Origin of the sequence: Limnobacter sp., assembly GCF_036846585.1 — a bacterium.
Classification (GTDB): domain Bacteria; phylum Pseudomonadota; class Gammaproteobacteria; order Burkholderiales; family Burkholderiaceae_B; genus Limnobacter.
The window spans coordinates 113,371-134,537 of sequence record NZ_DAIUBR010000004.1; the positions used below are offsets into that span (position 1 = coordinate 113,371).

At 53.8% G+C, this 21,167-nt stretch carries 20 protein-coding genes and 3 tRNA genes; 16 read left to right on the forward strand and 7 right to left on the reverse strand.

The features are described from left to right. Positions 1-8 precede the first annotated feature (8 nt). Genes V7028_RS03420 through V7028_RS03435 form a run of 4 tightly spaced genes read right to left on the reverse strand, consistent with a single transcriptional unit; the run spans position 9 to position 3,944 of the window. Complete coding sequence (locus V7028_RS03420) at positions 9-1,061, reverse strand: class 1 fructose-bisphosphatase (RefSeq protein WP_334118704.1); 1,053 nt, start codon at positions 1,059-1,061, stop codon at positions 9-11. A 25-nt stretch (positions 1,062-1,086) separates the two neighbouring features. After that, the gene (gene cbbX / locus V7028_RS03425; RefSeq protein ID WP_334118705.1) at positions 1,087-2,007 is read right to left on the reverse strand and encodes a CbbX protein; all 921 of its coding nucleotides are present in this window, start codon (positions 2,005-2,007) and stop codon (positions 1,087-1,089) included. Positions 2,008-2,020: 13 nt separating this feature from the next. Continuing rightward, positions 2,021-2,455 carry a ribulose bisphosphate carboxylase small subunit gene (locus tag V7028_RS03430; RefSeq protein ID WP_334118706.1) on the reverse strand — a complete coding sequence of 145 codons (435 nt, stop codon included), beginning with the start codon at positions 2,453-2,455 and terminating at the stop codon, positions 2,021-2,023. A 19-nt stretch (positions 2,456-2,474) separates the two neighbouring features. Then, the gene (locus V7028_RS03435) at positions 2,475-3,944 is read right to left on the reverse strand and encodes a ribulose-bisphosphate carboxylase large subunit (protein ID WP_334118707.1); all 1,470 of its coding nucleotides are present in this window, start codon (positions 3,942-3,944) and stop codon (positions 2,475-2,477) included. A 114-nt stretch (positions 3,945-4,058) separates the two neighbouring features. Here V7028_RS03435 and V7028_RS03440 point away from each other — a divergent pair, with 114 nt between their 5' ends. Then, complete coding sequence (locus V7028_RS03440; protein WP_334118708.1) at positions 4,059-5,012, forward strand: LysR family transcriptional regulator; 954 nt, start codon at positions 4,059-4,061, stop codon at positions 5,010-5,012. Between the two features lie 157 nt (positions 5,013-5,169). Further along, on the forward strand, positions 5,170-5,559 hold the full coding sequence (locus V7028_RS03445) for a DUF2784 domain-containing protein (RefSeq protein WP_334118709.1): 390 nt from the start codon (positions 5,170-5,172) through the stop codon (positions 5,557-5,559). A 2-nt stretch (positions 5,560-5,561) separates the two neighbouring features. On the opposite strand, the gene V7028_RS03450 is transcribed toward V7028_RS03445, so the two are convergent. Then, positions 5,562-5,810, reverse strand: coding sequence for a hypothetical protein (locus V7028_RS03450; RefSeq protein WP_334118710.1), 249 nt, complete (start codon positions 5,808-5,810; stop codon positions 5,562-5,564). Positions 5,811-5,900: 90 nt separating this feature from the next. On the opposite strand from V7028_RS03450, the gene V7028_RS03455 reads away from it, so the two are divergent. Together V7028_RS03455 and V7028_RS03460 are read left to right on the forward strand one after the other, a co-directional pair. Further along, on the forward strand, positions 5,901-6,863 hold the full coding sequence (locus V7028_RS03455; protein ID WP_334118711.1) for a LysR family transcriptional regulator: 963 nt from the start codon (positions 5,901-5,903) through the stop codon (positions 6,861-6,863). Positions 6,864-6,926: 63 nt separating this feature from the next. After that, positions 6,927-7,781 carry a bile acid:sodium symporter family protein gene (locus V7028_RS03460; protein ID WP_334118712.1) on the forward strand — a complete coding sequence of 285 codons (855 nt, stop codon included), beginning with the start codon at positions 6,927-6,929 and terminating at the stop codon, positions 7,779-7,781. An 18-nt stretch (positions 7,782-7,799) separates the two neighbouring features. On the opposite strand, the gene V7028_RS03465 is transcribed toward V7028_RS03460, so the two are convergent. Beyond that, a complete protein-coding gene (locus V7028_RS03465) occupies positions 7,800-8,225 on the reverse strand; it encodes a hypothetical protein (RefSeq protein ID WP_334118713.1) in 426 nt (141 codons plus the stop codon). 246 nt (positions 8,226-8,471) lie between these two features. On the opposite strand from V7028_RS03465, the gene carA reads away from it, so the two are divergent. The 4 genes from carA to V7028_RS03485 all read left to right on the forward strand — a co-directional run bounded on the left by carA (position 8,472) and on the right by V7028_RS03485 (position 13,985). After that, the gene (gene carA / locus V7028_RS03470; protein WP_334118714.1) at positions 8,472-9,647 is read left to right on the forward strand and encodes a glutamine-hydrolyzing carbamoyl-phosphate synthase small subunit; all 1,176 of its coding nucleotides are present in this window, start codon (positions 8,472-8,474) and stop codon (positions 9,645-9,647) included. A 59-nt stretch (positions 9,648-9,706) separates the two neighbouring features. Further along, positions 9,707-12,937 (forward strand): carbamoyl-phosphate synthase large subunit, encoded by a 3,231-nt coding sequence (carB, locus tag V7028_RS03475; RefSeq protein WP_334118715.1) that lies wholly within the window; start codon positions 9,707-9,709, stop codon positions 12,935-12,937. Between the two features lie 82 nt (positions 12,938-13,019). Beyond that, positions 13,020-13,496, forward strand: a complete 477-nt coding sequence (greA, locus tag V7028_RS03480) for a transcription elongation factor GreA (RefSeq protein WP_334118716.1) — start codon at positions 13,020-13,022, stop codon at positions 13,494-13,496. Between the two features lie 15 nt (positions 13,497-13,511). Further along, positions 13,512-13,985: a DUF4149 domain-containing protein gene (locus V7028_RS03485; protein ID WP_334118717.1), complete on the forward strand. Its 474-nt coding sequence runs from the start codon at positions 13,512-13,514 to the stop codon at positions 13,983-13,985. Positions 13,986-14,000: 15 nt separating this feature from the next. On the opposite strand, the gene yhbY is transcribed toward V7028_RS03485, so the two are convergent. Further along, entirely contained in the window at positions 14,001-14,372 is a 372-nt protein-coding gene (gene yhbY / locus V7028_RS03490) for a ribosome assembly RNA-binding protein YhbY (RefSeq protein ID WP_334118718.1), read from the reverse strand. Positions 14,373-14,400: 28 nt separating this feature from the next. On the opposite strand from yhbY, the gene V7028_RS03495 reads away from it, so the two are divergent. The 8 genes from V7028_RS03495 (at position 14,401) to V7028_RS03530 (ending at position 20,983) form a co-directional block, all read left to right on the forward strand. Beyond that, positions 14,401-15,051 carry an RlmE family RNA methyltransferase gene (locus V7028_RS03495; protein WP_334118719.1) on the forward strand — a complete coding sequence of 217 codons (651 nt, stop codon included), beginning with the start codon at positions 14,401-14,403 and terminating at the stop codon, positions 15,049-15,051. Positions 15,052-15,196: 145 nt separating this feature from the next. After that, positions 15,197-17,119 (forward strand): ATP-dependent zinc metalloprotease FtsH, encoded by a 1,923-nt coding sequence (ftsH, locus tag V7028_RS03500; protein ID WP_334118720.1) that lies wholly within the window; start codon positions 15,197-15,199, stop codon positions 17,117-17,119. A gap of 248 nt (positions 17,120-17,367) precedes the next feature. Then, positions 17,368-18,204, forward strand: a complete 837-nt coding sequence (gene folP, locus V7028_RS03505; RefSeq protein ID WP_334118721.1) for a dihydropteroate synthase — start codon at positions 17,368-17,370, stop codon at positions 18,202-18,204. Positions 18,205-18,218: 14 nt separating this feature from the next. Beyond that, positions 18,219-19,169: a GlcNAc-transferase family protein gene (locus V7028_RS03510; RefSeq protein WP_334118722.1), complete on the forward strand. Its 951-nt coding sequence runs from the start codon at positions 18,219-18,221 to the stop codon at positions 19,167-19,169. Positions 19,170-19,248: 79 nt separating this feature from the next. Continuing rightward, positions 19,249-20,595 carry a phosphoglucosamine mutase gene (gene glmM, locus V7028_RS03515; RefSeq protein ID WP_334118723.1) on the forward strand — a complete coding sequence of 449 codons (1,347 nt, stop codon included), beginning with the start codon at positions 19,249-19,251 and terminating at the stop codon, positions 20,593-20,595. Between the two features lie 57 nt (positions 20,596-20,652). Then, positions 20,653-20,729, forward strand: a tRNA-Pro gene (locus V7028_RS03520). A 77-nt stretch (positions 20,730-20,806) separates the two neighbouring features. Next, positions 20,807-20,883: transfer RNA gene (locus V7028_RS03525), tRNA-Arg, on the forward strand. Positions 20,884-20,907: 24 nt separating this feature from the next. Further along, positions 20,908-20,983 (forward strand) — tRNA-His (locus V7028_RS03530). The last annotated feature ends 184 nt before the right edge of the window (positions 20,984-21,167 follow it).

Below are 21,167 nucleotides of genomic sequence, written 5' to 3' on the forward strand. Positions count from 1 at the left end.
TGCCCCCCTCAAGCCTGAACGAACAGGGACCTGCTCTTGAACAACTGTAGCGTCACGTTTTCGCTGGGGTCCTCGTGGTAGCTGTGTATGATTTCAATCTCGTTGCTTGAGCCAAAAATCACTGGAATTTTTTGATGAACAAGGTCGGGCACAACATCCATGATGCGCTGTGTCCCGGTGATGGCCTGTCCGCCCGCCTGTTCCATCAGGAAGGCAATGGGCGCTGCCTCGTAGGTCAGCCGCAGGCGGCCTGCCACTTGGGGTTCTTTGTTGTCGCGCGGGTACAGGTATACCCCGCCACGGCACAAAATGCGGTGTGCATCGGCCACCATTGCACCCACCCAGCGCATATTGAATGCTGTGCGTCGCGGGCCGTTTTGCCCTGCAATACATTCACCAATATAGCGTTGAACCGGTTTTTCCCAGTACTGCTGATTGGAGCAGTTGATGGCAAATTCCCGTGTGCTTTTCGGCACCTGAATTTGTGTGCGCGTGTGGATCCAGTCGCCGGTCTGGGGGTTCAGTGTGAAAGAATCCACGCCTGCACCGGTTGTGATCACCAGCACGGTTGCCGGGCCATACAACACATAGCCTGCTGCAAGCTGCGATGTGCCTGGTTGTAAAAAAGCCGCTTCTCCCGGAGGCGTTCCTTGATAGATATGCGGCAACACGGAAAAGATCGTCCCGATGGAACCGTTCGGCTCGACATTTGACGATCCATCCAGTGGATCAAACACCACCAGAAAGTCCCCTTCGCACTGGTGTGCAGGGTTGCATTCCGGTTTCTCCATTTCTTCACTGGCCCAGGCAGCCACGCGAGGGTATTGGTGCAGTGCGCGTGCCATCAGTTCATGGCAATAGATGTCGAGTTTTTTCTGGTTCTCGCCATGAACATTGGCAGTTTCAACCAGGCCATACAAGCCCTGCACCTCGCCCATGGTGACAGCTGTTGAAATGTCCCTGCAAACATCGACAATCACTTGCAACACGGATGCCAATGCCGGATTGCTCTGCTTTTGCGTCCAGTCTGCGAAAGTGCCTTGTGATGTTTTCTTGTCCATAACGGTGTCTCCAGGTTTGGTTGTTTTAATGTTCATTTGATCGGAATAGTCGGCTGCCCTTGATGTCCTCCACCTCCAGCGTGCTGAGGTCGTTTGCCGAGTAAGTTTTGTTTCGGTCTGTAAACAGGCGGCTGGCTTGCCGCAAACGGGCGCGGTCCAGTGCGTTGCGCACACTGCGTGCATTGGCAAAGTTGGGTTGTTGCAAACGCAAGTTCAAGTACTGGTCAAATGCTTCCCGGGCTCCCGAGCCGAATTGGTACGCTTGCGCGTCCAGCATTTTGTCGCTGATCGAGAGCAGTTCATCTGCCTTGTAATCCGGAAAGTCTAGGTGGTGGGCCACGCGTGAACTCATGCCCGGATTGCTTTTGAAAAAGGTGTCCATGCGGTCTTTGTAACCCGCCAGAATGACGACCAAGTCATCGCGCTGGTTCTCCATCACCTGCAGCAGGATTTCAATGGCCTCCTGGCCATAGTCACGTTCGTTTTCCGGTCGGTACAGGTAATAGGCTTCGTCGATGAACAGAACGCCACCCATGGCTTTCTTCAGAACTTCACGGGTCTTTGGCGCAGTGTGGCCAATGTATTGGCCAACCAGATCGTCACGGGTGACCGCCACCAGGTGGCCTTTGCGTACATAACCCAGCCGATGAAGAATTTGTGCCATGCGCATGGCCACTGTGGTTTTGCCAGTGCCCGGGTTGCCGGTGAAGCACATGTGCAGTGACGGGTTATTCGCCGTCAATCCCTGATTTTTACGCAAGCGATCAATCACCAGCAACGCCGCAATATCGCGAATCCGGGTTTTGACGGGAACCAGGCCCACCAGGTCCTGCTCAAGCTCGTTCAGCACCGATTCAACATCGGCGTCCTTCAGCACATCGGCCACGGTCCGGGCCACCGAAAGTGGATCGACCTCAGCTTGTTCCTGTTCTATGGTCTGGTTCATGGTTGGCTCCTCTTCAGTATCGTTCGCCTTCGGGTTTGCTGGCGGCGACACCCACCGTGGTGTAGCGCATGCTGCGCCCGCCAATTTCCTGGCGGCTCAGTGTGAAGCCCGGTTCTACCGGGGGGCGGTTGACAATGAAACTCATCGTGATGGACTCCACCCCGCGGGTCGAATCAAATGCCATCAAACGAATGTAGTGGTGCGGAAAGGTGTCCCGGCATTCGCGCATTTCCATCATCACGCCAGCAGCGTCTTTCAGGTCGAACATCGGGTGGCCGAACATCTCCCAATAGGTGTTGCGCGGGTGCGCATCGTCGGTGTATTCGATGCTCCATGCAAAGCCCTTGTTCAAGCCGTATTGAATCTGCATCTCGATTTCTTCGTCGGTCAGTTCAGGCAGAAAACTGAACTGCCCTTGCGTGATTTTCCCGGTCGGGTTGGTCATCATGATCGTGTTCTCCTGTGAATCAGTTGGACGGACTGGCTGTGGTGACAAAGTCAGAGGTGTCAGTCGATGCGTAGTTGAAGGAAATCTCGCCCCAAGTGTCCAAGGCCTGTTTCAACGGTGTACAGAACTGGGCCGCCTTGCGCAGAATTTCAGGACCTTCGTTCTTGATGTCCTTGCCTTCATTGCGCGCCTTGACAATGCATTCCAGCGCAACCCGGTTGGCGACGGCGCCAGCCTGAATGCCGCCGGGGTGGCCAATCGTGCCGCCACCGAATTGCAAAATGACATCGTCACCAAACAGATCGATCAAGTCGTGCATCTGGCCCGCATGAATGCCACCCGAAGCCACAGGCATCACCTTGTTCAGGTCTGCCCAGTCCTGGTCGTAGAACAGGCCACGCTCCAGGTCTTGTTTGTTGTAGCTTTCGCGGCATACGTTGTAGAAGCCCTGAACGGTTTTGGGATCCCCTTCCAGTTTGCCCACCGCTGTGCCGGCGTGCATGTGGTCGCAACCCGCCAGGCGCAACCACTTGGCCATGACGCGGAAACTGACGCCGTGTGTTTTCTGGCGGGTATAAGTGCCATGCCCGGCCCGGTGCATGTGCATCACCATGTCGTTTTTGCGGCACCAGTTGGACATGCTTTGAATGGCAGTCCAGCCAATCACCAGATCGACCATCAACACGACCGAGCCCAGTTCCTTGGCGAACTCGGCACGTTCGTACATCTCTTCCATGTTGGCTGCGGTCACATTCAGATAAGAACCCTTGACCTCGCCGGTGGCGGCTTGCGCCTTGTTCACGCCGTCCATCACATACAGAAACCGGTCACGCCAGTGCATGAAGGGTTGCGAATTGATGTTCTCGTCGTCCTTCATGAAGTCCAGCCCACCTTTCAGGCCTTCGTAAATAACCCGGCCATAGTTGCGGCCACTCAAACCCAGCTTCGGCTTGGTGGTGGCGCCCAGCAGGGGTCGGCCGAATTTGTCCAGACGCTCGCGTTCAACAATCAGGCCGGTGGGGGGACCCTTGAACGTTTTGACATACGCCACCGGAATGCGGATGTCTTCCAGTCGGCACGCCTTCAAGGGTTTGAAGCTGAACACGTTGCCGATCAGGCTGGCCGTCATGTTGGCGATGGAGCCTTCTTCAAACAGAATCAGATCGTAGGCAATCCAGGCAAAGTATTGCCCGGGGTTGTTCGGAACCGGTTGAACGTTGTAGGCCTTGGCACGGTAGCTGTCGCAAGCGGTCAGGCGGTCGGTCCACACCACTGTCCAGGTGGCGGTGGACGATTCACCGGCCACCGCGGCGGCGGCTTCAACCGGGTCCACGCCTTCCTGTGGGGTAATTCGAAACAGGCACAAAACATCGGTGTCTTTCGGTTGATAGTCGGGCTCCCAATAACCCATCTGCCGATACTTCAATACGCCTGCTGTGTAGCGTTTTTTGCTGTCCGTAATTGCTGTGTTTTCGATGGGTTTATTCATTCGTTTCTCCCTGTGGTTCGATTCAATGTGAATTGCCATAGGGACAAAATAAACCGATTGACAGTTAAGTGAAATTCATGATTTATTAATCGCTGATTCAGCTTTTACTTAATCATGAAGAATGCAACTTTTCGGCAGCTCAGAATATTCACTGAGGTTGCCCACCATCTCAGTTTCAGCAAAGCCGCATCGGCGCTGCATCTAACGCCACCGGCGGTGACCATGCAGGTCAAAGATCTGGAAGCCCAAATCGGTTTTCCCTTGTTTGAAAGGAAAGGCAAAACCACCTACCTGACCACGGGTGGTGAATACATGCTGGTGTATGCAAGAAAATTGCTGGGCACTTTGAAAGATGCGCAAGACGCAGCAGAACGGCTTTCGGGAATTCAAACAGGCACGCTGCTCATTGGCATGGTCAGCACGGCCCTGTACTTCCTGCCCAAGCTCTTGTCAGAATTTAAAACCGATCATCCCGGCGTTGATGTCAGGATTTCCATGGGAAATCGGCAAAAGCTTTTGGCCTGGTTGCGGGATGGTGAAATTGACATGGCGATCATGGGCAGGCCACCCAAGGAAATTTCCACGCGTGCAGAACCTTTTGCAGCGCACCCCCATGTGTTTGTGTGTTCGCCTTCACACATTCTGGCCCGCACCGACGACATCATGCCCACGGTGCTGGAGACGCATCCGTTCATCGTCAGGGAACCCGGATCAGGCACGCTGGCTGCGCTTGACCGGTTTTTCGAACAGCACCGCATCACCCCCCCGATTGCGATGGAGCTGGAAAGCAATGAAGCCGTGAAGCAGGCGGTGATGGCGGGTTTGGGGGTTTCTTTTTTATCGTTGCACACGATCAAGCTTGAGCTGGATCAAGAACTGCTGTGTGTGCTGGATGTGGTGGGTGCCCCAGTGATGCGGGCATGGAATTTAACCTACACCCTGGGGAAGTACCTTTCCCCAACCGCAGAGGCATTTCGCTATTTCATACTGGAGCGAGGTGAGCCCTTTTTGATCTCCGAATTTCAAGAGCATCACCTCAACCTGATGCAAAATACAATCAAGCCTTGACGGCAAGCAAACTTACTTGCCTGCCGCTGCCTTGGCAACATACTTGGTGTTTTGTAGCAGCTCATTTCATGGTCTGCAAAATAAAAACTCGGGCGTCACGGGGGGCAGCTTAAAATATGAATTCAGGTCCAAGTGGTCGCAAACTTTTAGTACATGAATGAACTACGTATTGGTCGCCGATGTTGTCCTGTTGATTCATTTCTCCATCGTGCTGTTTGTGGTGGGCGGTTTGCTGTTGATCGTGTTGGGCAATTTGCTGCGTTGGGCATGGGTCAACCGCTGGTGGTTTCGCGCACTGCATTTGCTGGCAATTTCCGTGGTGATTGTCGAAAGCCTGTTGGGCGTTGAATGCCCGCTGACCACGTTCGAGAACTGGCTGCGGTTGCAAGCCGGGCAGGGCGTGTACCAAGGCAGTCTCATTCAGCACTGGGTGCATGGGGTCATGTTTTACAGGACGCCGGCCTGGGTGTTCACCTTGGTTTATGCCCTGTTCGGACTTGCGGTGGCGGCGGCTTGGTGGCGGTGGCCGCCACACCAACGGAAGTAACATCACCAGCCTGCAACGCTGGCACCTGCCGCGTCAAAGCCACCGATTGCGCCATCGGCAAACCAGCCAGAGAAATCCATCCATTCGGCTGTATTAGTCACCAGCACTGCGGGTAATTCAGTGGCTTGGGCCAAGCCAATGCCGGTCAGTATCATCAAGGCAATTAACAGGGTCCGGAAAGCCCGGATTGCTGTTTCAATCAGGTTCCAGTTCAGGTCCAGGCCAAGCAGGTTTTCGGGCCATTCATTCATGATTCACTCTCCTTTTGAGATGGTGTGAAGTCATGGTATTGATGTACATTAAGCAAATAAACTACCTTTGGTGAATTTCACTGTTGCGATATGAGCAATAATTTCAACGAACTTCAAGCCGCTGAAACCTTCCTGATGGTGGTGAATTCAGGCGGCTTCGCCGCTGCCGCCAAGCTGAAAGGCGAGAACCCCTCCAGCGTTAGCCGGTCTGTCGCGCAACTGGAAGCCCATTTGAATATTCGCCTGCTCAATCGCACCACGCGGCAAGTCAGAATCACCGAGGCTGGTGAAATATACAAACTCCATGCCCAGCGCATGCTGGACAGCCAGCAGGAAGCTCGCGATGCCATTACCCAGCTGCAAAGCGGTCAGCCCCAAGGTACGGTGCGTATCAGTCTTCCCGTCATTGTTGGCGAAAAGATATTGGCACACCGCCTGTCGGAATTTCACGCCAGGTATCCTGATGTGCAGTTGCAGGTGGACTTGTCCAACCGCAATGCAATGATCGTGGAAGAAGGGCTGGATATTGCCTTGAGGGTGGGGCCGCTTCAGGATTCCACCCTGCGTGCCCGAAAAATTGCCACCATTTGGCGAAAGCTTTATGCAGCACCCTCGTACCTTGAGCAGCACGGTATTCCGAAAACGCCGGCGGATCTTATCGATCACCAATGCATCGCGTTCTCCCAGCGAGGGGACCTGAAAGAATGGGAATTCTGGCCCAGGCATGGTCAAGGACCCAGTCAGAAGCACCGGGTAATTTCATGGTTGAGCTGTTCCAGCCCAATCATGGTGGTGCGTGCCATAGAAGCAGGTCTGGGTTTGGGGCGCAGTGCCGACTGGATGATACTAGACGCCCTTGCACGTGGTGAACTGGTTGAAATATTCCAAGACTGGTATTGCGACAACCCGGCAACTGGTGGTTTGCCCATGTACCTGGTGTTTCCGCCGGGCTTGAGCAGCCAGTTGTCGCTGAAAACCCGAGTGGTGGCTGATTTTCTGGAACAAATTGTTCAGGCAGAGTTCAAAAAGGCGGAAAAAACGTCAATTTGCTGACAGCGCATGGGTGCGGCTTCGGCTACAGTAGCTGAACAATAAAAAAGACCCCATGGAGACACAATGCTCGGCAATTCCTACATCACAATCGGTTTACCGGTTTCCCTTTTTATCATCATGATCGGCATGGGGCTTAGCCTTACAGTTGAGGATTTCCGTCGAGTCAAAGAACAGCCCAAAGGCGTGATTGTGGGTACTGTGTTGCAGTTGGTGGGGGTGCCTTTGCTGGGCTTTGCCATTGGCGGCTTGTTTGGTGGCGGGGTAATGGCAGCTGGTTTGGTGCTGTCTGCTGCCATGCCCGGTGGTACAACATCGAACGTGTTGACCTACATGGCCAAAGCCAATCTTGCTTTGTCGATCACCCTGACGGTGCTGGCCAGTTTGTTGACCGTTCTTACCATTCCGTTTTACATGGCGTACGCCTTGCCCATGTTTGTCGGGGTGGGAACTGAATTGCAGCTTCCTTTTCTGAAAACCCTCATCACCATGATGGTCATCGTGATCATTCCTGTGTGCATTGGCATGTTTGTTCGCGCCAAAAGACCAGAACTGTCCAAAAAGTTTGAGCCGGCAATCAACAAGTTTGCCGTGTTTGTGCTGGTCGCCATCGTTGTTCTGATCGGTATCAGCGAGTCTGACAACATGCCGGGCTGGTTTGCCCAAGCCTGGGCCCCAGTGGTGGCGCTGAATTTTGCTGCCGTGGCTTTGGGCCTTTTGGGTGGAAAGATCAGCGGCTTGAATGCGCGCGACAGCTTGACCGTGTCGATTGAAATGTGTGTCAAAAACTCTACGCTGGGCTTGACCATTGCGCTGTCGTTGTTACAAAACGCCGAAATTGCCGTGCCCGTGGTAGTTTACGGTTTGCTGATGTATGTCACCGTTGCGGTGCTATGCTGGTACGGCAGGCGACTGCCGTAACCAGATTTGGTGGGTGAATTACTTCGCGGCGCTGGTTTGCGCTTGGTCGGCCGAGGCCAGTGGCTTTGTCTTGTCAAGCGCCACATTGATGTCGGTCTGGTATTCGTACATGGCACCCGTAATCATGTCGGTAATGCCTAGGTCCAGAAATACACCGCCAACCACACCGGCTGTGGACACTGAACTGACCAGGCGTGTTGTTTTGTCATCGTAGCCATCTGCCTTGCAGGTGATAACAATGTCGTCTTTGTCCTTGCCCACATTGATGGTGTTGTTGGTGCTGCTGATTGAACCAAGTTCGCCATCGCCGATGCGGGTCAGGCTGCATCTTGTTTCTCTAGGGTCAAGCTTGAAAGCCAGTGTTTGGGAAGTGCCTTTGGTAATCGAGGCACAGCCGGTGAACAAAATTGCCGCAGCGCTCATCGCTAAAATAGTTGTTTTCATGTGATTTATTTTTTTCGTTAAATGGATCCGAGACAGTAGAGGCAGGCACAAAGGGTGGTCAATCCCAATTGTGACCAAATAATGGGGGCCCCCCAATTCATGTTCCCTTCCACTATGACGCTTTGTCTATGGCCGAACCCCGCCGTTCCGGGTATAATTCACGGCTAGCTAAATGATTCTTAGGCAAAAAGCCTGCGCGGGTGTTATTTGTCCCCGGGTGTTTTGTCGCATCTATTGGAGTTTCCCTTGTCGAAATTAGTCGCAAGCGCCCACCCGCGCGCCTTGCTCGCGCTCGCAGACGGCACAGTATTCGAGGGCATTTCTTTTGGCGCCCCCACCACGAAAGTGGGTGAAGTGGTTTTCAATACCTCGCTCACGGGCTATCAAGAAATTGTCACCGACCCGTCGTACTGCCGTCAAATCGTTACCCTTACTTATCCTCACATTGGCAACGTGGGCACCAATCCGCAAGACGAAGAATCCGCAGGGCTTCATTTGTCGGGCTTGGTTATCAAAGACCTGCCCGAACTGGTGTCGAATTTCCGTTCCACCATGCCCCTGGCTGATTACCTGAAAAAGCACGGTGTGCCCGGTATTGCTGGCATTGATACCCGCAAGCTGACCCGTATTCTTCGTGAAAAGGGTGCCCAGAATGGTTGCCTGCTGACCGAGGACAGCGGTGAAACCTTTAGCGCCGAACGCGCCATTGAACTGGCCAAAGGCTTCCCCGGCCTGGCTGGCATGGACCTGGCCAAGGTGGTTTCCTGTACAGAAGCCCATGAATGGGTGGAAGGCGAATGGGCCTTGGGTGTGGCAGCTGAAGAGCCTCATTTCCAAACCGGCGAGCGCCCCCACCACGTGGTGGCCTTTGATTACGGTGCCAAGCGCAACATTTTGCGCATGCTGGCCCAGCGTGGCTGCCGCGTTACTGTGGTGCCTGCGCAAACCCCGGTTGAAAAAGTGCTGGCATTGGATCCCGATGGCGTGTTTCTTTCCAACGGCCCCGGCGACCCTGAGCCCTGCGATTACGCCATTTCGGCCATCAAGCACATTCTGGACAAAACAAAGCTGCCCGTGTTTGGCATTTGCCTGGGTCATCAGTTGATGGCATTGGCCAGCGGCGCGAAAACACTGAAAATGAAATTTGGTCACCACGGTGCCAATCACCCCGTGCAAGACCTGAAAACAAAGCGTGTGGCCATTACCAGCCAAAACCATGGTTTTGCGGTGGATGCCGATTCTTTGCCTTCCAACCTGCGTGTTACGCATGTGTCCTTGTTCGATGGCTCCATTCAGGGCCTTGAGCGCACCGACCGTGCAGCCTTCTGTTTCCAGGGTCACCCTGAAGCCAGCCCAGGCCCACACGATCTGGCAGAGCTGTTTGACCGTTTTATTTCAGACATCAGGGTAGCCAAGGCTTAAGAGCCTTTTGTGCAAACCTGTTTGAACCGTATTGAAATTTTTAAAATTAAAGGGAAGTTATGCCAAAGCGTAACGATCTAAAAACAATCCTGATCATCGGCGCTGGCCCCATCGTGATTGGCCAGGCCTGCGAATTCGACTATTCAGGTGCCCAAGCCTGTAAAGCGCTTCGTGAAGAAGGTTACAAAGTGGTGCTGGTCAACAGCAACCCGGCCACCATCATGACCGACCCGGAAATGGCCGATGTCACCTACATCGAGCCCATCACCTGGCAGGTTGTTGAGCGAATTATCGAAAAAGAGCGCCCCGATGCCGTGTTGCCCACCATGGGTGGTCAAACCGCACTGAACTGTGCGCTTGATTTGGCCAAGCATGGTGTGCTGGCCAAGTACAACGTTGAATTGATTGGCGCGAAAGAAGAAGCCATCGAGAAAGCCGAAGACCGCTTGAAGTTCAAGAACGCCATGACCAGCATTGGTCTGGATTCTGCAAAAAGCGGTGTAGCCCATTCCATGGAAGAAGCCCTTGAAGTGCAGGCCAGCATCGCCAAGCAGGTGGGCAGCAACGGCTTTCCGGTCATTATTCGCCCCAGCTTTACCCTGGGCGGTACCGGCGGTGGCATTGCCTACAACGCCGAAGAATTTGAAACAATTTGCCGCCGTGGTCTGGAAGCATCGCCCACGAACGAGCTGCTGATTGAAGAAAGCCTGATTGGCTGGAAAGAATACGAAATGGAAGTAGTCCGCGACAGTGCAGACAACTGCATTATCGTGTGTTCCATCGAAAACCTCGACCCCATGGGCGTGCACACTGGCGACAGCATTACTGTGGCCCCTGCACAAACCCTGACTGACCGCGAATACCAGTTGATGCGCAATGCGTCGATTGCGATTCTGCGCGAAATCGGCGTAGACACCGGGGGATCGAATGTTCAATTCTCGATCAACCCGGCCAATGGCCGCATGATCGTGATCGAAATGAACCCGCGCGTGTCTCGTTCATCTGCCCTTGCTTCCAAAGCAACCGGTTTCCCGATTGCCAAAGTGGCAGCCAAGCTGTCTGTGGGCTATACGCTTGATGAATTGAAAAACGACATCACCGGCGGCCTGACCCCCGCGTCGTTCGAGCCTTCAATCGACTACGTGGTTACCAAAATCCCACGTTTCGCATTCGAGAAATTCCCGACTGCCGACGACCGCCTGACCACCCAAATGAAATCGGTGGGTGAAGTGATGGCCATGGGCCGCACTTTCCAGGAAAGTTTCCAGAAAGCCCTGCGTGGCCTGGAAGTGGGCGTGGACGGATTGAACCAGAAAACAACCGACCGCGAAGTCATTGAGCGCGAACTGGGTGAACCTGGCCCCGAGCGTATCTTCTACGTGGGCGACGCATTTGCCCAAGGTTTCAGCCTGGAAGAAGTGCACCAGCTGACCAAAATTGACCGCTGGTTCCTGGTTCAAATTCAAGACATCGTCGACACGGAACTTGAACTGGAAACCAAAACACTGGCCGACCTGACCGAGCCAATGCTGCGTTTGCTCAAGCGCAAAGGTTTCTCGGACCGTCGTCTGGCCTACTTGCTTGACACATCCGAGGCGGAAATTCGCAAGCTGCGCCACCATCACAATGTGCGTCCCGTGTACAAGCGCGTAGACACTTGCGCTGCTGAATTCAAAACCGGCACGGCGTACATGTATTCCACCTACGAAGAGGAATGCGAAAGCCAGCCCACCGACAAGAAGAAAATCATGGTGCTTGGCGGCGGCCCCAACCGGATTGGTCAGGGCATCGAATTTGACTACTGCTGCGTGCACGCCGCCATGGCGCTGCGTGAAGATGGCTATGAAACCATCATGGTCAACTGCAACCCTGAAACGGTTTCAACTGACTACGACACTTCTGATCGCCTGTACTTCGAGCCATTGACGCTGGAAGACGTGCTGGAAATTGTGGCCATTGAAAAGCCGGTGGGCGTGATTGTGCAGTACGGTGGCCAAACACCACTGAAACTGGCGAAATCGCTTGAAGCCAACGGTGTGCCAATTATCGGCACCAGCCCTGAAAGCATTGACATTGCCGAAGACCGTGAACGTTTTCAGAAACTGTTGACCAAGCTGAACCTGCGCCAGCCGCCAAACCGCACCGCGCGCACTGAAGCGGAAGCCATTTCGCATGCGCAGGAAATTGGTTACCCGCTGGTGGTGCGCCCAAGTTATGTGCTGGGTGGCCGTGCCATGGAAATTGTGCACGAGCAGAAAGACCTGGAACGCTACATGCGCGAAGCCGTCAAAGTGAGCAACGACAGCCCCGTGCTGCTGGACCGCTTCCTGAATGACGCGATTGAAGTGGACGTGGATGCCCTGTGCGACGGCCATACCGTGATGATTGGCGGCGTGATGGAACACATTGAACAAGCGGGCGTGCACAGCGGCGATTCTGCCTGCTGCCTGCCCCCATACAGCTTGTCTGCCGACATGGTCAATGAACTGAAGCGTCAGTCCGAGGTAATGGCCAAGGCACTGAATGTGGTCGGCTTGATGAACGTGCAGTTCGCCATTCAAAATGACACCGTGTTCGTGCTGGAAGTGAACCCGCGTGCATCCCGCACCGTGCCTTATGTTTCCAAGGCCACTGGCCTGCAGCTGGCAAAAATTGCAGCACGCTGCATGGCTGGTCAAACCTTTGAATCGCAGGGTGTGAAGGGCGAAGTGGTACCCAAATACTTCTCCGTGAAAGAAGCCGTGTTCCCCTTCGTCAAGTTCCCGGGCGTGGACACCATTTTGGGTCCTGAAATGAAGTCTACCGGCGAGGTGATGGGTGTGGGTCGTACATTCGGCGAAGCATTCGTGAAGTCGCAGTTGGCAGCGTCTGTGAAGTTGCCAGAAGGTGGTACAGCCTTCATCAGCGTGAAAACCGAGGACAAGAAACACACAGTGAAGTTGGCCAAGGGCCTGGTTGAACTGGGTTTCAAGATCATCGCGACACGCGGCACGGCAGCAGCGATTACCGCGGGCGGCATTGAGTGTACCGTGGTGAACAAAGTGCTGGAAGGCCGCCCCAACATTGTTGATATGTTGAAAAATGGTGAGGTGCAACTGGTGGTGAACACGGTTGAAGAACGCCGCAGTGCGATCAACGACAGCCGTTACATTCGAACCACATCACTAAGTTCTCGTGTTACGATCTTTACAACCATGGCAGGTGCATTGGCTTCAGTTGAGGGCATGAAGCACCTTGGCGCGATGGACGTTTACAGCGTTCAAAGCCTGCACGCGGAACTCTCCGCTTAATCTGCTTGTCTGAACCTTTAAGCCGTCTTATAGCAATTCCTGCTATCAGGCGGCTTTCCATTTGCAGGAAATACCGGAAGTTATGGCCACTATCCCATTGACAGTCAAGGGCGCTGAAAAGCTGAAACAAGAATTACACCGTCTTAAAACCATTGATCGCCCAGCGGTGATCAATGCCATTTCTGAAGCGCGTGCGCAGGGCGATTTGTCTGAAAACGCCGAATACGACGCTGCCAAGGAAAAGCAGGGTTTTATTGAAGGGCGTATCAAGGAAATTGAAGGCAAGCTGAGCAACGCGCAAGTCATCGACCCCACCAATGTAGACGCGGAAGGTCGAGTGGTGTTTGGTGCAACCGTCAAGCTTGAGGACATTGAAGCTGGCGCCAGCGTTGAATATCAGATTGTGGGCGACGACGAAGCCGACATCAAATCGGGCCTGATTTCCATTTCCAGCCCAATTGCACGTGCCTTGATCGGCAAGTACGAAGGCGATGTAGCGCATGTTCAGGCGCCGGGTGGCTTGCGTGAATACGAAGTGCTGGAAGTGAAGTACATCTAAAGGGGTACAGCAACAATGACTTGGCGTGGTTTTAAGGGTACAGAACTGGCATTTTGGGCGATTTGGCTCGGTGCCTTGTGGTTCATGGCCATTTTGGTTGCGCCGGGCTTGTTCAAATGGTTGCCGCGCCCGGAAGCGGGCTTGGTGGCTGGCCGCCTGTTCTACATGCTGGCCTTGTATTCGTTGTTCACCAGCGCAGTGCTTCTGGTGTTGTCCAATTTCGTGAACGGGTTGCGCGCTGGCACCAAGGTGAATGTGCTGATGGCTGTCATCTTGGGTGTGTGTGTGCTGGAACTGGCATGGCTGCACCCACACATGAATGAATTGCGTGAAGGCTTGAGCACCTTGCAAGGCGATGAGCTGGCTGAAATGCGCAGTCGATTTGGCAATGTACATGCACTTTCAACGGTGCTGTATTCCATCAAAATGATTGGTGCGCTGGTTTGGGGTTTAAGCCGGTATGGCGTGAACCAAGCTGCAGAGGCTTGATTCACGGGCAGGCTTTCAGCTTTTTGAATTGAACTGGCGCTTGGTTTGGCGTGGGCCTTTGGGCTTTGGGCGGCTTTTGGCCTTGGCTTTTTCAGGGTCTTCAGCCTTGGTGCGGAAAAGTACCAGTAACTTGCCAATGTGTTGAACCAGGGCCGCGCCAGTTTCTTCGCAAATGGCCTGTGCGTATTCCAGGCGCGCTTCGCGGTCATCGCCGGCAACACGTACTTTAATCAGACCGTGGGCGTTCAGGTTCATGTCGATTTCCTTGACCACATTGGGTGTCAAACCCTTGTCGCCAATCAAAACTACCGGATCCAACGCATGGGCCTGGGCTTTGAGCGCCTTTTTTTCGGCGGGTGTCAGGGTTACAGCAGTGGTGTCCGTCATATTAATTTTTCACTCGGTTGGGTAATCGGTGGCTAAAAAGAAGAAACTCAATAAAAACTGGTTGCATGACCACATCAACGACCCTTACGTGAAAATGGCCACGAATGCGGGTTATCGCGCTCGTGCGGCCTTCAAACTGAAGGAAATCGCAGAGCCGGAAGGGTTGTTGACGCCGGGCATCAAGGTGGTCGACCTGGGCAGTGCGCCGGGAAGTTGGTCGCAGGTGCTTCGGGAAGCCTTGGTGGGGCCGGGTGGCGTTATCAATGGCCGTATTATCGCACTGGATCTGCTTCCAATGGAACCTATTGCGGGTGTTGAATTCATTCAAGGGGATTTTCGCGACGATGCGGTGCTTGAAGACCTGAATCAACGCCTGGGTGGTGAAAAGCTGGACTTGGTGGTTTCCGACATGGCCCCCAATCTTTCTGGTGTTGCTGCGGCCGATTCAGCCCGAATTGAGCATGTGTGTGAATTGGCCATTGATTTTGCCTTGAATCACCTCAAGCCCAACGGGGTGTTGATTGTGAAAATTTTTCATGGATCGTCTTACAGCAACATCGTGCACCAGATGAAGCAAGTGTTTAAAAGTGTGTCTCCGCGCAAACCCAAGGCCTCCCGTGACCGATCCCGGGAAACCTTTTTGCTTTGCAAGGGTCTTAAACAGGCAAATGAAAAGTAATTTAAGCAGCATCACCCAAGTGATTGCGATTGTTAATGCACACCATGAAATAGTGTGATGGCGTAATTTGCTGGCTTGGGTTTAAAATGGACATCCTGCCCCCATTTCCCTAGGGTGGGGCCAGAGTCCTCGAGGAGAAGTGACATTGAATAATTCGTTTTCCAAAGCAGCAGTTTGGTTGGTCGTGGCGCTGGTGCTCTTCACTGTGTTCAAGCAGTTTGAAGGCCAGCAGGTTCGTTCCAACGAAATGACCTATTCCGAGTTCATGCAGGATGCGCAAAATGGACGCATCAAGAGCGTGATCGTTGAAGGCCGCACGGTGCGCGCCCTCACCAATGATGACCGTGAGCGGATCGTGTACTCGCCCGGCGACATCTGGATGGTCGGCGACCTGCTGAAATACGGCGTGCAAGTGCGAGCCAAGCCCGACGAAGAGCCATCACTCTTGATGAGCCTGTTCGTGAGCTGGTTCCCGATGATTCTGCTGATTGGTGTGTGGATCTTCTTCATGCGTCAAATGCAAGGCGGCGGCAAGGGTGGGGCGTTCAGCTTCGGCAAAAGCCGAGCGAAGCTGCTGGATGAAAACACCAACCCCGTCACTTTTGCTGACGTTGCTGGTTGCGACGAAGCCAAAGAAGACGTGCATGAACTGGTTGAATTCCTGAAAGACCCCACCAAGTTCCAGAAACTGGGTGGTCGCATTCCCCGTGGCGTGTTGATGGTGGGTTCGCCCGGCACCGGTAAAACCCTGCTGGCCAAAGCCATTGCAGGTGAAGCCAAAGTGCCGTTTTTTGCCATTTCGGGTTCCGATTTCGTGGAAATGTTCGTGGGTGTGGGCGCGGCCCGTGTTCGCGACATGTTTGAACAAGCCAAAAAGCAGGCACCTTGCATTATTTTCATCGATGAAATTGATGCGGTGGGTCGCCAGCGTGGTGCCGGTTTGGGCGGCGGTAACGACGAACGCGAACAAACCCTGAACCAGATGCTGGTTGAAATGGACGGCTTTGATACCAACCAGGGCATTATCGTGATTGCCGCGACAAACCGCCCCGATGTATTGGATCCAGCCTTGCTGCGCCCCGGCCGTTTCGACCGCCAGGTGGTGGTCAGCCTGCCCGATATTCGTGGCCGAGAGCAGATTTTGAAAGTTCACATGCGCAAAATTCCAATGTCGCCCGACGTGGATGCATCTGTGCTGGCCCGTGGCTGCCCCGGTTTCTCTGGTGCTGATTTGGCCAACCTGGTGAACGAAGCCGCTTTGTTTGCTGCACGCCGCAATGGCCGTGTGGTTGAAATGAACGACTTCGAGAAAGCCAAAGACAAGATCATCATGGGTGCCGAGCGCCGCAGCATGGTGATGCCGGAAGAGGAACGCCGCAACACGGCTTACCACGAGTCTGGCCACGCAGTGGTTGCCAAATTGATGAGCAAAACCGACCCCGTGCACAAGGTCACGATTATTCCCCGTGGCCGTGCCTTGGGTGTGACCATGCAGTTGCCTGAAGGTGACCGCTACAGCATGGACAAGGAACGCATGCTGTGTACCCTTGCTGTGTTGTTTGGTGGCCGCATTGCGGAAGAAATTTTCATGAACCAGATGACCACTGGCGCATCGAACGACTTTGAGCGAGCCACAGCCATTGCCCGCGACATGGTGACCCGTTACGGCATGACCGAGGCCCTTGGGCCCATGGTGTATGCCGAGAATGAAGGCGAGGTGTTCCTGGGCCGTTCAGTGACCAAGACCACGCACATGAGCGAGCAGACCATGCAAATGGTGGATGCCGAAATTCGCAAGATCATTGATGCCCAGTACAAAGTGGCCTGGGACATTTTGGACCAGAATCGTGACAAGGTTCACGTCATGGCCAAGGCTTTGCTGGAATGGGAAACCATTGATGCAGATCAAATCAACGACATCATGGAAGGCAAAGACCCACGTCCACCCACAACTGGCGGCAGCACGCCACCCACGGGTGGTGGTAGCCCCAGCTCCAGTGGTGGTGGCGACAAGGTTGCACCTGCTCCACAGCCCGCACCCGCTGCAATGAGTGTGAAGGCAGACTGATCTTTTTCTGCGTTCGTTTTGAAAAGCCGTTGGTTTTGCGACCAGCGGCTTTTTTGTTGGTGAGTCTGGTTTTTGGTTTGCAGGTGCCACATTGCATTCTGCCTTGATCAAGTCGAATTCCCCGGTGTTGATTCTTGCTCGTTGCATGCGGCTTCGCAGATGCATTAAAACAGCAGCTTCGCAGATGCAATCGAACAGCCTGCATCTTTGCCTTAAAATAGCCTGCATAGCAACTAGCAAGGCATCACATGGTTCGCACTTGGAAAGCAGGTCGATTCGAGCTTACCTACACCCACGGCAAGCCCTTGATCATGGGCATCGTGAATGTAACGCCCGATTCTTTTTCTGACGGCGGCAGTTTCTTCAATACCTTGAAAGCCATTGACCATGCCCGCCAGCTCGTTGAAAGCGGTGCAAACATTCTGGATATTGGTGGTGAATCCACTCGCCCCGGCGCAAAAGGCGTAGACGCCGAAGAAGAATGGAAGCGTGTGGGTGATGTGCTCAAGGAACTGATGAGCTGGAACGTGCCTTTGTCCATCGACACGATGAAAACCAAAGTGATGGCGCGTGCTGTGGATTTGGGCGTGGACATTCTGAATGACGTAAACGGTTTTCGGGAAACGGGCGCAGAAGCAGTGCTTGCGCAATCCAATGCTGGTGCGGTGGTGATGCACATGCAGGGCGAGCCGCGCACCATGCAGGATTCGCCCGAATACACCAACGTGGTCAGCGATGTTGAAGCGTTTCTGAACAAGCGCATGGTTGCGCTTGAAAAACAGGGTGTTCAGCCTAGCCGCTTGTTGGTCGATCCAGGTTTTGGATTTGGCAAAACACTGCAGCACAACATCGATTTGATGAAAGCGACCCCTTTGTTTTCTACCTTGGGTGCAGGCGTGTTGGTGGGCGTTTCGCGCAAGCGAATGATCGCCGAGCTAACCGGGCAAACCGACCCAGGCTTGCGCACTGCGGGTTCAGTGGCCGCGGCCACCTTTGCTGCGCAACATGGGGCAGCCGTGCTGCGCGTGCACGATGTGCGTGAAACCGTGGAGGCCTTGAAAGTTGCCTTCGCGTTAAACCAATAGCACAGGCCAACAAGATGGAGCGGCTTCCCACCATTTTTGTCAGTGTTGCCGCTTTTTGCGAGCAGCATCTTCAACTGACCGTTCACCAGTTGTACGCCAAAGCCAAAAACCCACAACGAATTTTTGTGGGTTTGGTGGATCAATCCGAAGAATTGAACCCCGATTGGTTGGCCCAATTTCCCGCCAGAAAAAATATCCATTACGTGGGTTTGTCGCCGGTTGATTCTCGCGGGGTCAGCTGGGCGCGCGCCATTGCATTCTCGCTGTACAACGATCAAGACTATTTGCTGCAAATTGATTCCCACACCCTGTTCGATGCGGGCTGGGATGAAACACTGATTCAGCAAATGCAGCAACTGAAACATGTCCATGCGAAACCGTTGGTTTCAACTTACCCACCAGGTTTCAGGTTTGATGCGCAGGGCAGGGCGGTGGCGGACGAACCTGTTAAATCGAACGAGATATTCCGGATTGATCGCGACCCGGCAAGCACCTTGGCAGCAGACCGTGCGGTGTTGCAGTTCAGGGTATTTCGCGATGCGGTGGAATCAGATGAAACAACGCACTTGCCCGGTTTTCACGTCGGCGCCTGTTTTCTGTTCACTACAGGCGATTTTACCCAACAGGTGCCTTATGACCCTTACCTGTATTTTCGGGGCGAGGAACAAAGCCTTTCTTTGCGGGCGCACGCCAAGGGCTATCAGGTGTTTCACCCCCGGCACAATCTGATTCCGCTTTATCACCTGTACAAGGAAGTGGGCAAGCTGTATGCGGGGCAGCATTGGCGGCCCGACATGGAGGCCAAGCGCCACAGCGCCTTTGGCTGGTTGCAGCAACGGTCGAACGAGCGAACGAATGCCTTGTTCACACCCGGCTCAGATTTGGGTGTTTATGGCATTGAAGACCTGGCTTATTTGAAGAGTTTTTCCAAATTGAGCAAGATTGATTACTTGGGGCGTACTTAATCGGTATTTGCGCGTTCTAGTGAGCAGGTTCCCGTAAAATCAGTTTAATTATGACAATTCACCCTACTGTAGATTTTCAATGAGCAGACAATATTTCGGCACTGACGGCATTCGCGGCACCGTGGGCCAAAGCCCCATGATCCCTGATTTTTTGTTGCGTTTGGGGCAGGCCGCCGGCACTGTGTTGGCCAAACACGAGGGCGATGGGCGCCGCCCGCAGGTGTTGATCGGCAAAGACACCCGTGTCAGTGGTTATTTGCTGGAAAGTTGCCTTGAAGCGGGTTTCACATCGGTTGGGGTTGATGTGGTGATGGTAGGCCCCATGCCCACTGCAGGCGTGGCCTATTTGGCGCGTGCATTGAACATGTCGGCAGGTGTGGTCATCAGCGCCTCGCACAATCCTTACCAAGACAATGGCATCAAGTTTTTTTCGGGTGAAGGCACCAAGCTGCCTGATGCCTGGGAAATGGAAATTGAAGCTCAACTGGCGCTAAGCGCACCTTGCAAGTCTTCCGAAGAATTGGGCAAGGCCAGGCGTTTGAACGACGCAGCGGGCCGCTACCTTGAATTTTGCAAAGGCACTTTTCCGCGAGACAAACACCTGCGTGGCCTGAAAATTGTGGTGGATTGCGCCAATGGTGCAGCCTATCAGATTGCGCCAGCCGTATTCCGCGAATTGGGTGCTGATGTGGTGGTGCTGGCCGACCAGCCCGATGGCTTGAACATCAACAGCGGGGTGGGTGCCACGTACCCTGATTTTGTGGCCAAGGCGGTGCTGGAACACAAGGCTGATTATGGCTTTGCACTGGATGGAGACGCCGACCGGCTAATTTGCGTCGATGGCACAGGCCGAATTTTCAATGGTGACGAATTGCTGTTTGCCTTGGTGGCCGAGCGCCTGAACATGCAAGGCAAGGTGGAGGGCGTTGTGGGTACACTCATGACCAACCTGGGCCTTGAGCTGGCGTTAAAACAGTTGTGCGTGCCCTTTGAGCGTGCCAAGGTGGGCGACCGCTATGTATTTGAAAAACTGCGGGCCAATGGTTGGCAGTTGGGTGGTGAAAGTTCTGGCCATTTGCTGGTTCTGGATCGCCATTCCACAGGCGATGGCATTGTAAGCGCCTTGCAGGTGCTGCGTGCTGTGCGTAACCTGGGCATGCCCTTGGCCGATATTTTGAAGCCTGTGACCATGCTGCCACAGGTGCTTAAAAACGCCCGTTTGCCGGCTGCTTACGATTGGGCCAACGATGCAAAAGTGCAGGGCATTTGCGAAGCTGTAAAAGCGGAACTGGGTGCCAATGGGCGCTTGCTGATTCGTCCTTCCGGCACGGAACCCGTGCTGCGCGTAATGGTGGAAACAGCTGACAAATCGATTGCAACGCGCTTGGTGGATTCCATTCTTCAGGCTTTGCCCAAAGCGGCCTGATGGTGTTTGAAATACTTGACGGAAATGTCAATAGGCTTTAGAATTCCGCTTCTTTGTCGGGGCATAGCGCAGTCTGGTAGCGCATCTGGTTTGGGACCAGAGGGTCGAGGGTTCGAATCCTTCTGCCCCGACCACCGAATTTTAAGGATGTTCTATCCTTGTCCAGTGGGTGTTTCATACCCATTCGCGTGTGCGAGTTACAATGCAATTTCTGCCCGTAGCTCAGTTGGATAGAGCATCGGCCTTCTAAGCCGAGGGTCGGGGGTTCGAACCCCTCCGGGCAGGCCAAGAATTTAGTACCGGTTTACGGTGGCGGTGTTAGCTCAGTTGGTAGAGCAATGGATTGTGATTCCATGGGTCGTGGGTTCGAGCCCCATACATCGCCCCAAATAAAATCAAGGACTTAGCGTGAGTGATCCGCTAGGTCCTTTTTGTTTTTGGCGATATTATTCTCGACTGAGAGACATTTTCAGTGGTTGTAGATTAGGCAAACTGCCTTAGATTCAACAGCCTCAATTAAATTGCTGTGACAAGCCTGTGACAAATTTTGTGACAAATCGTTTGTCACAGAT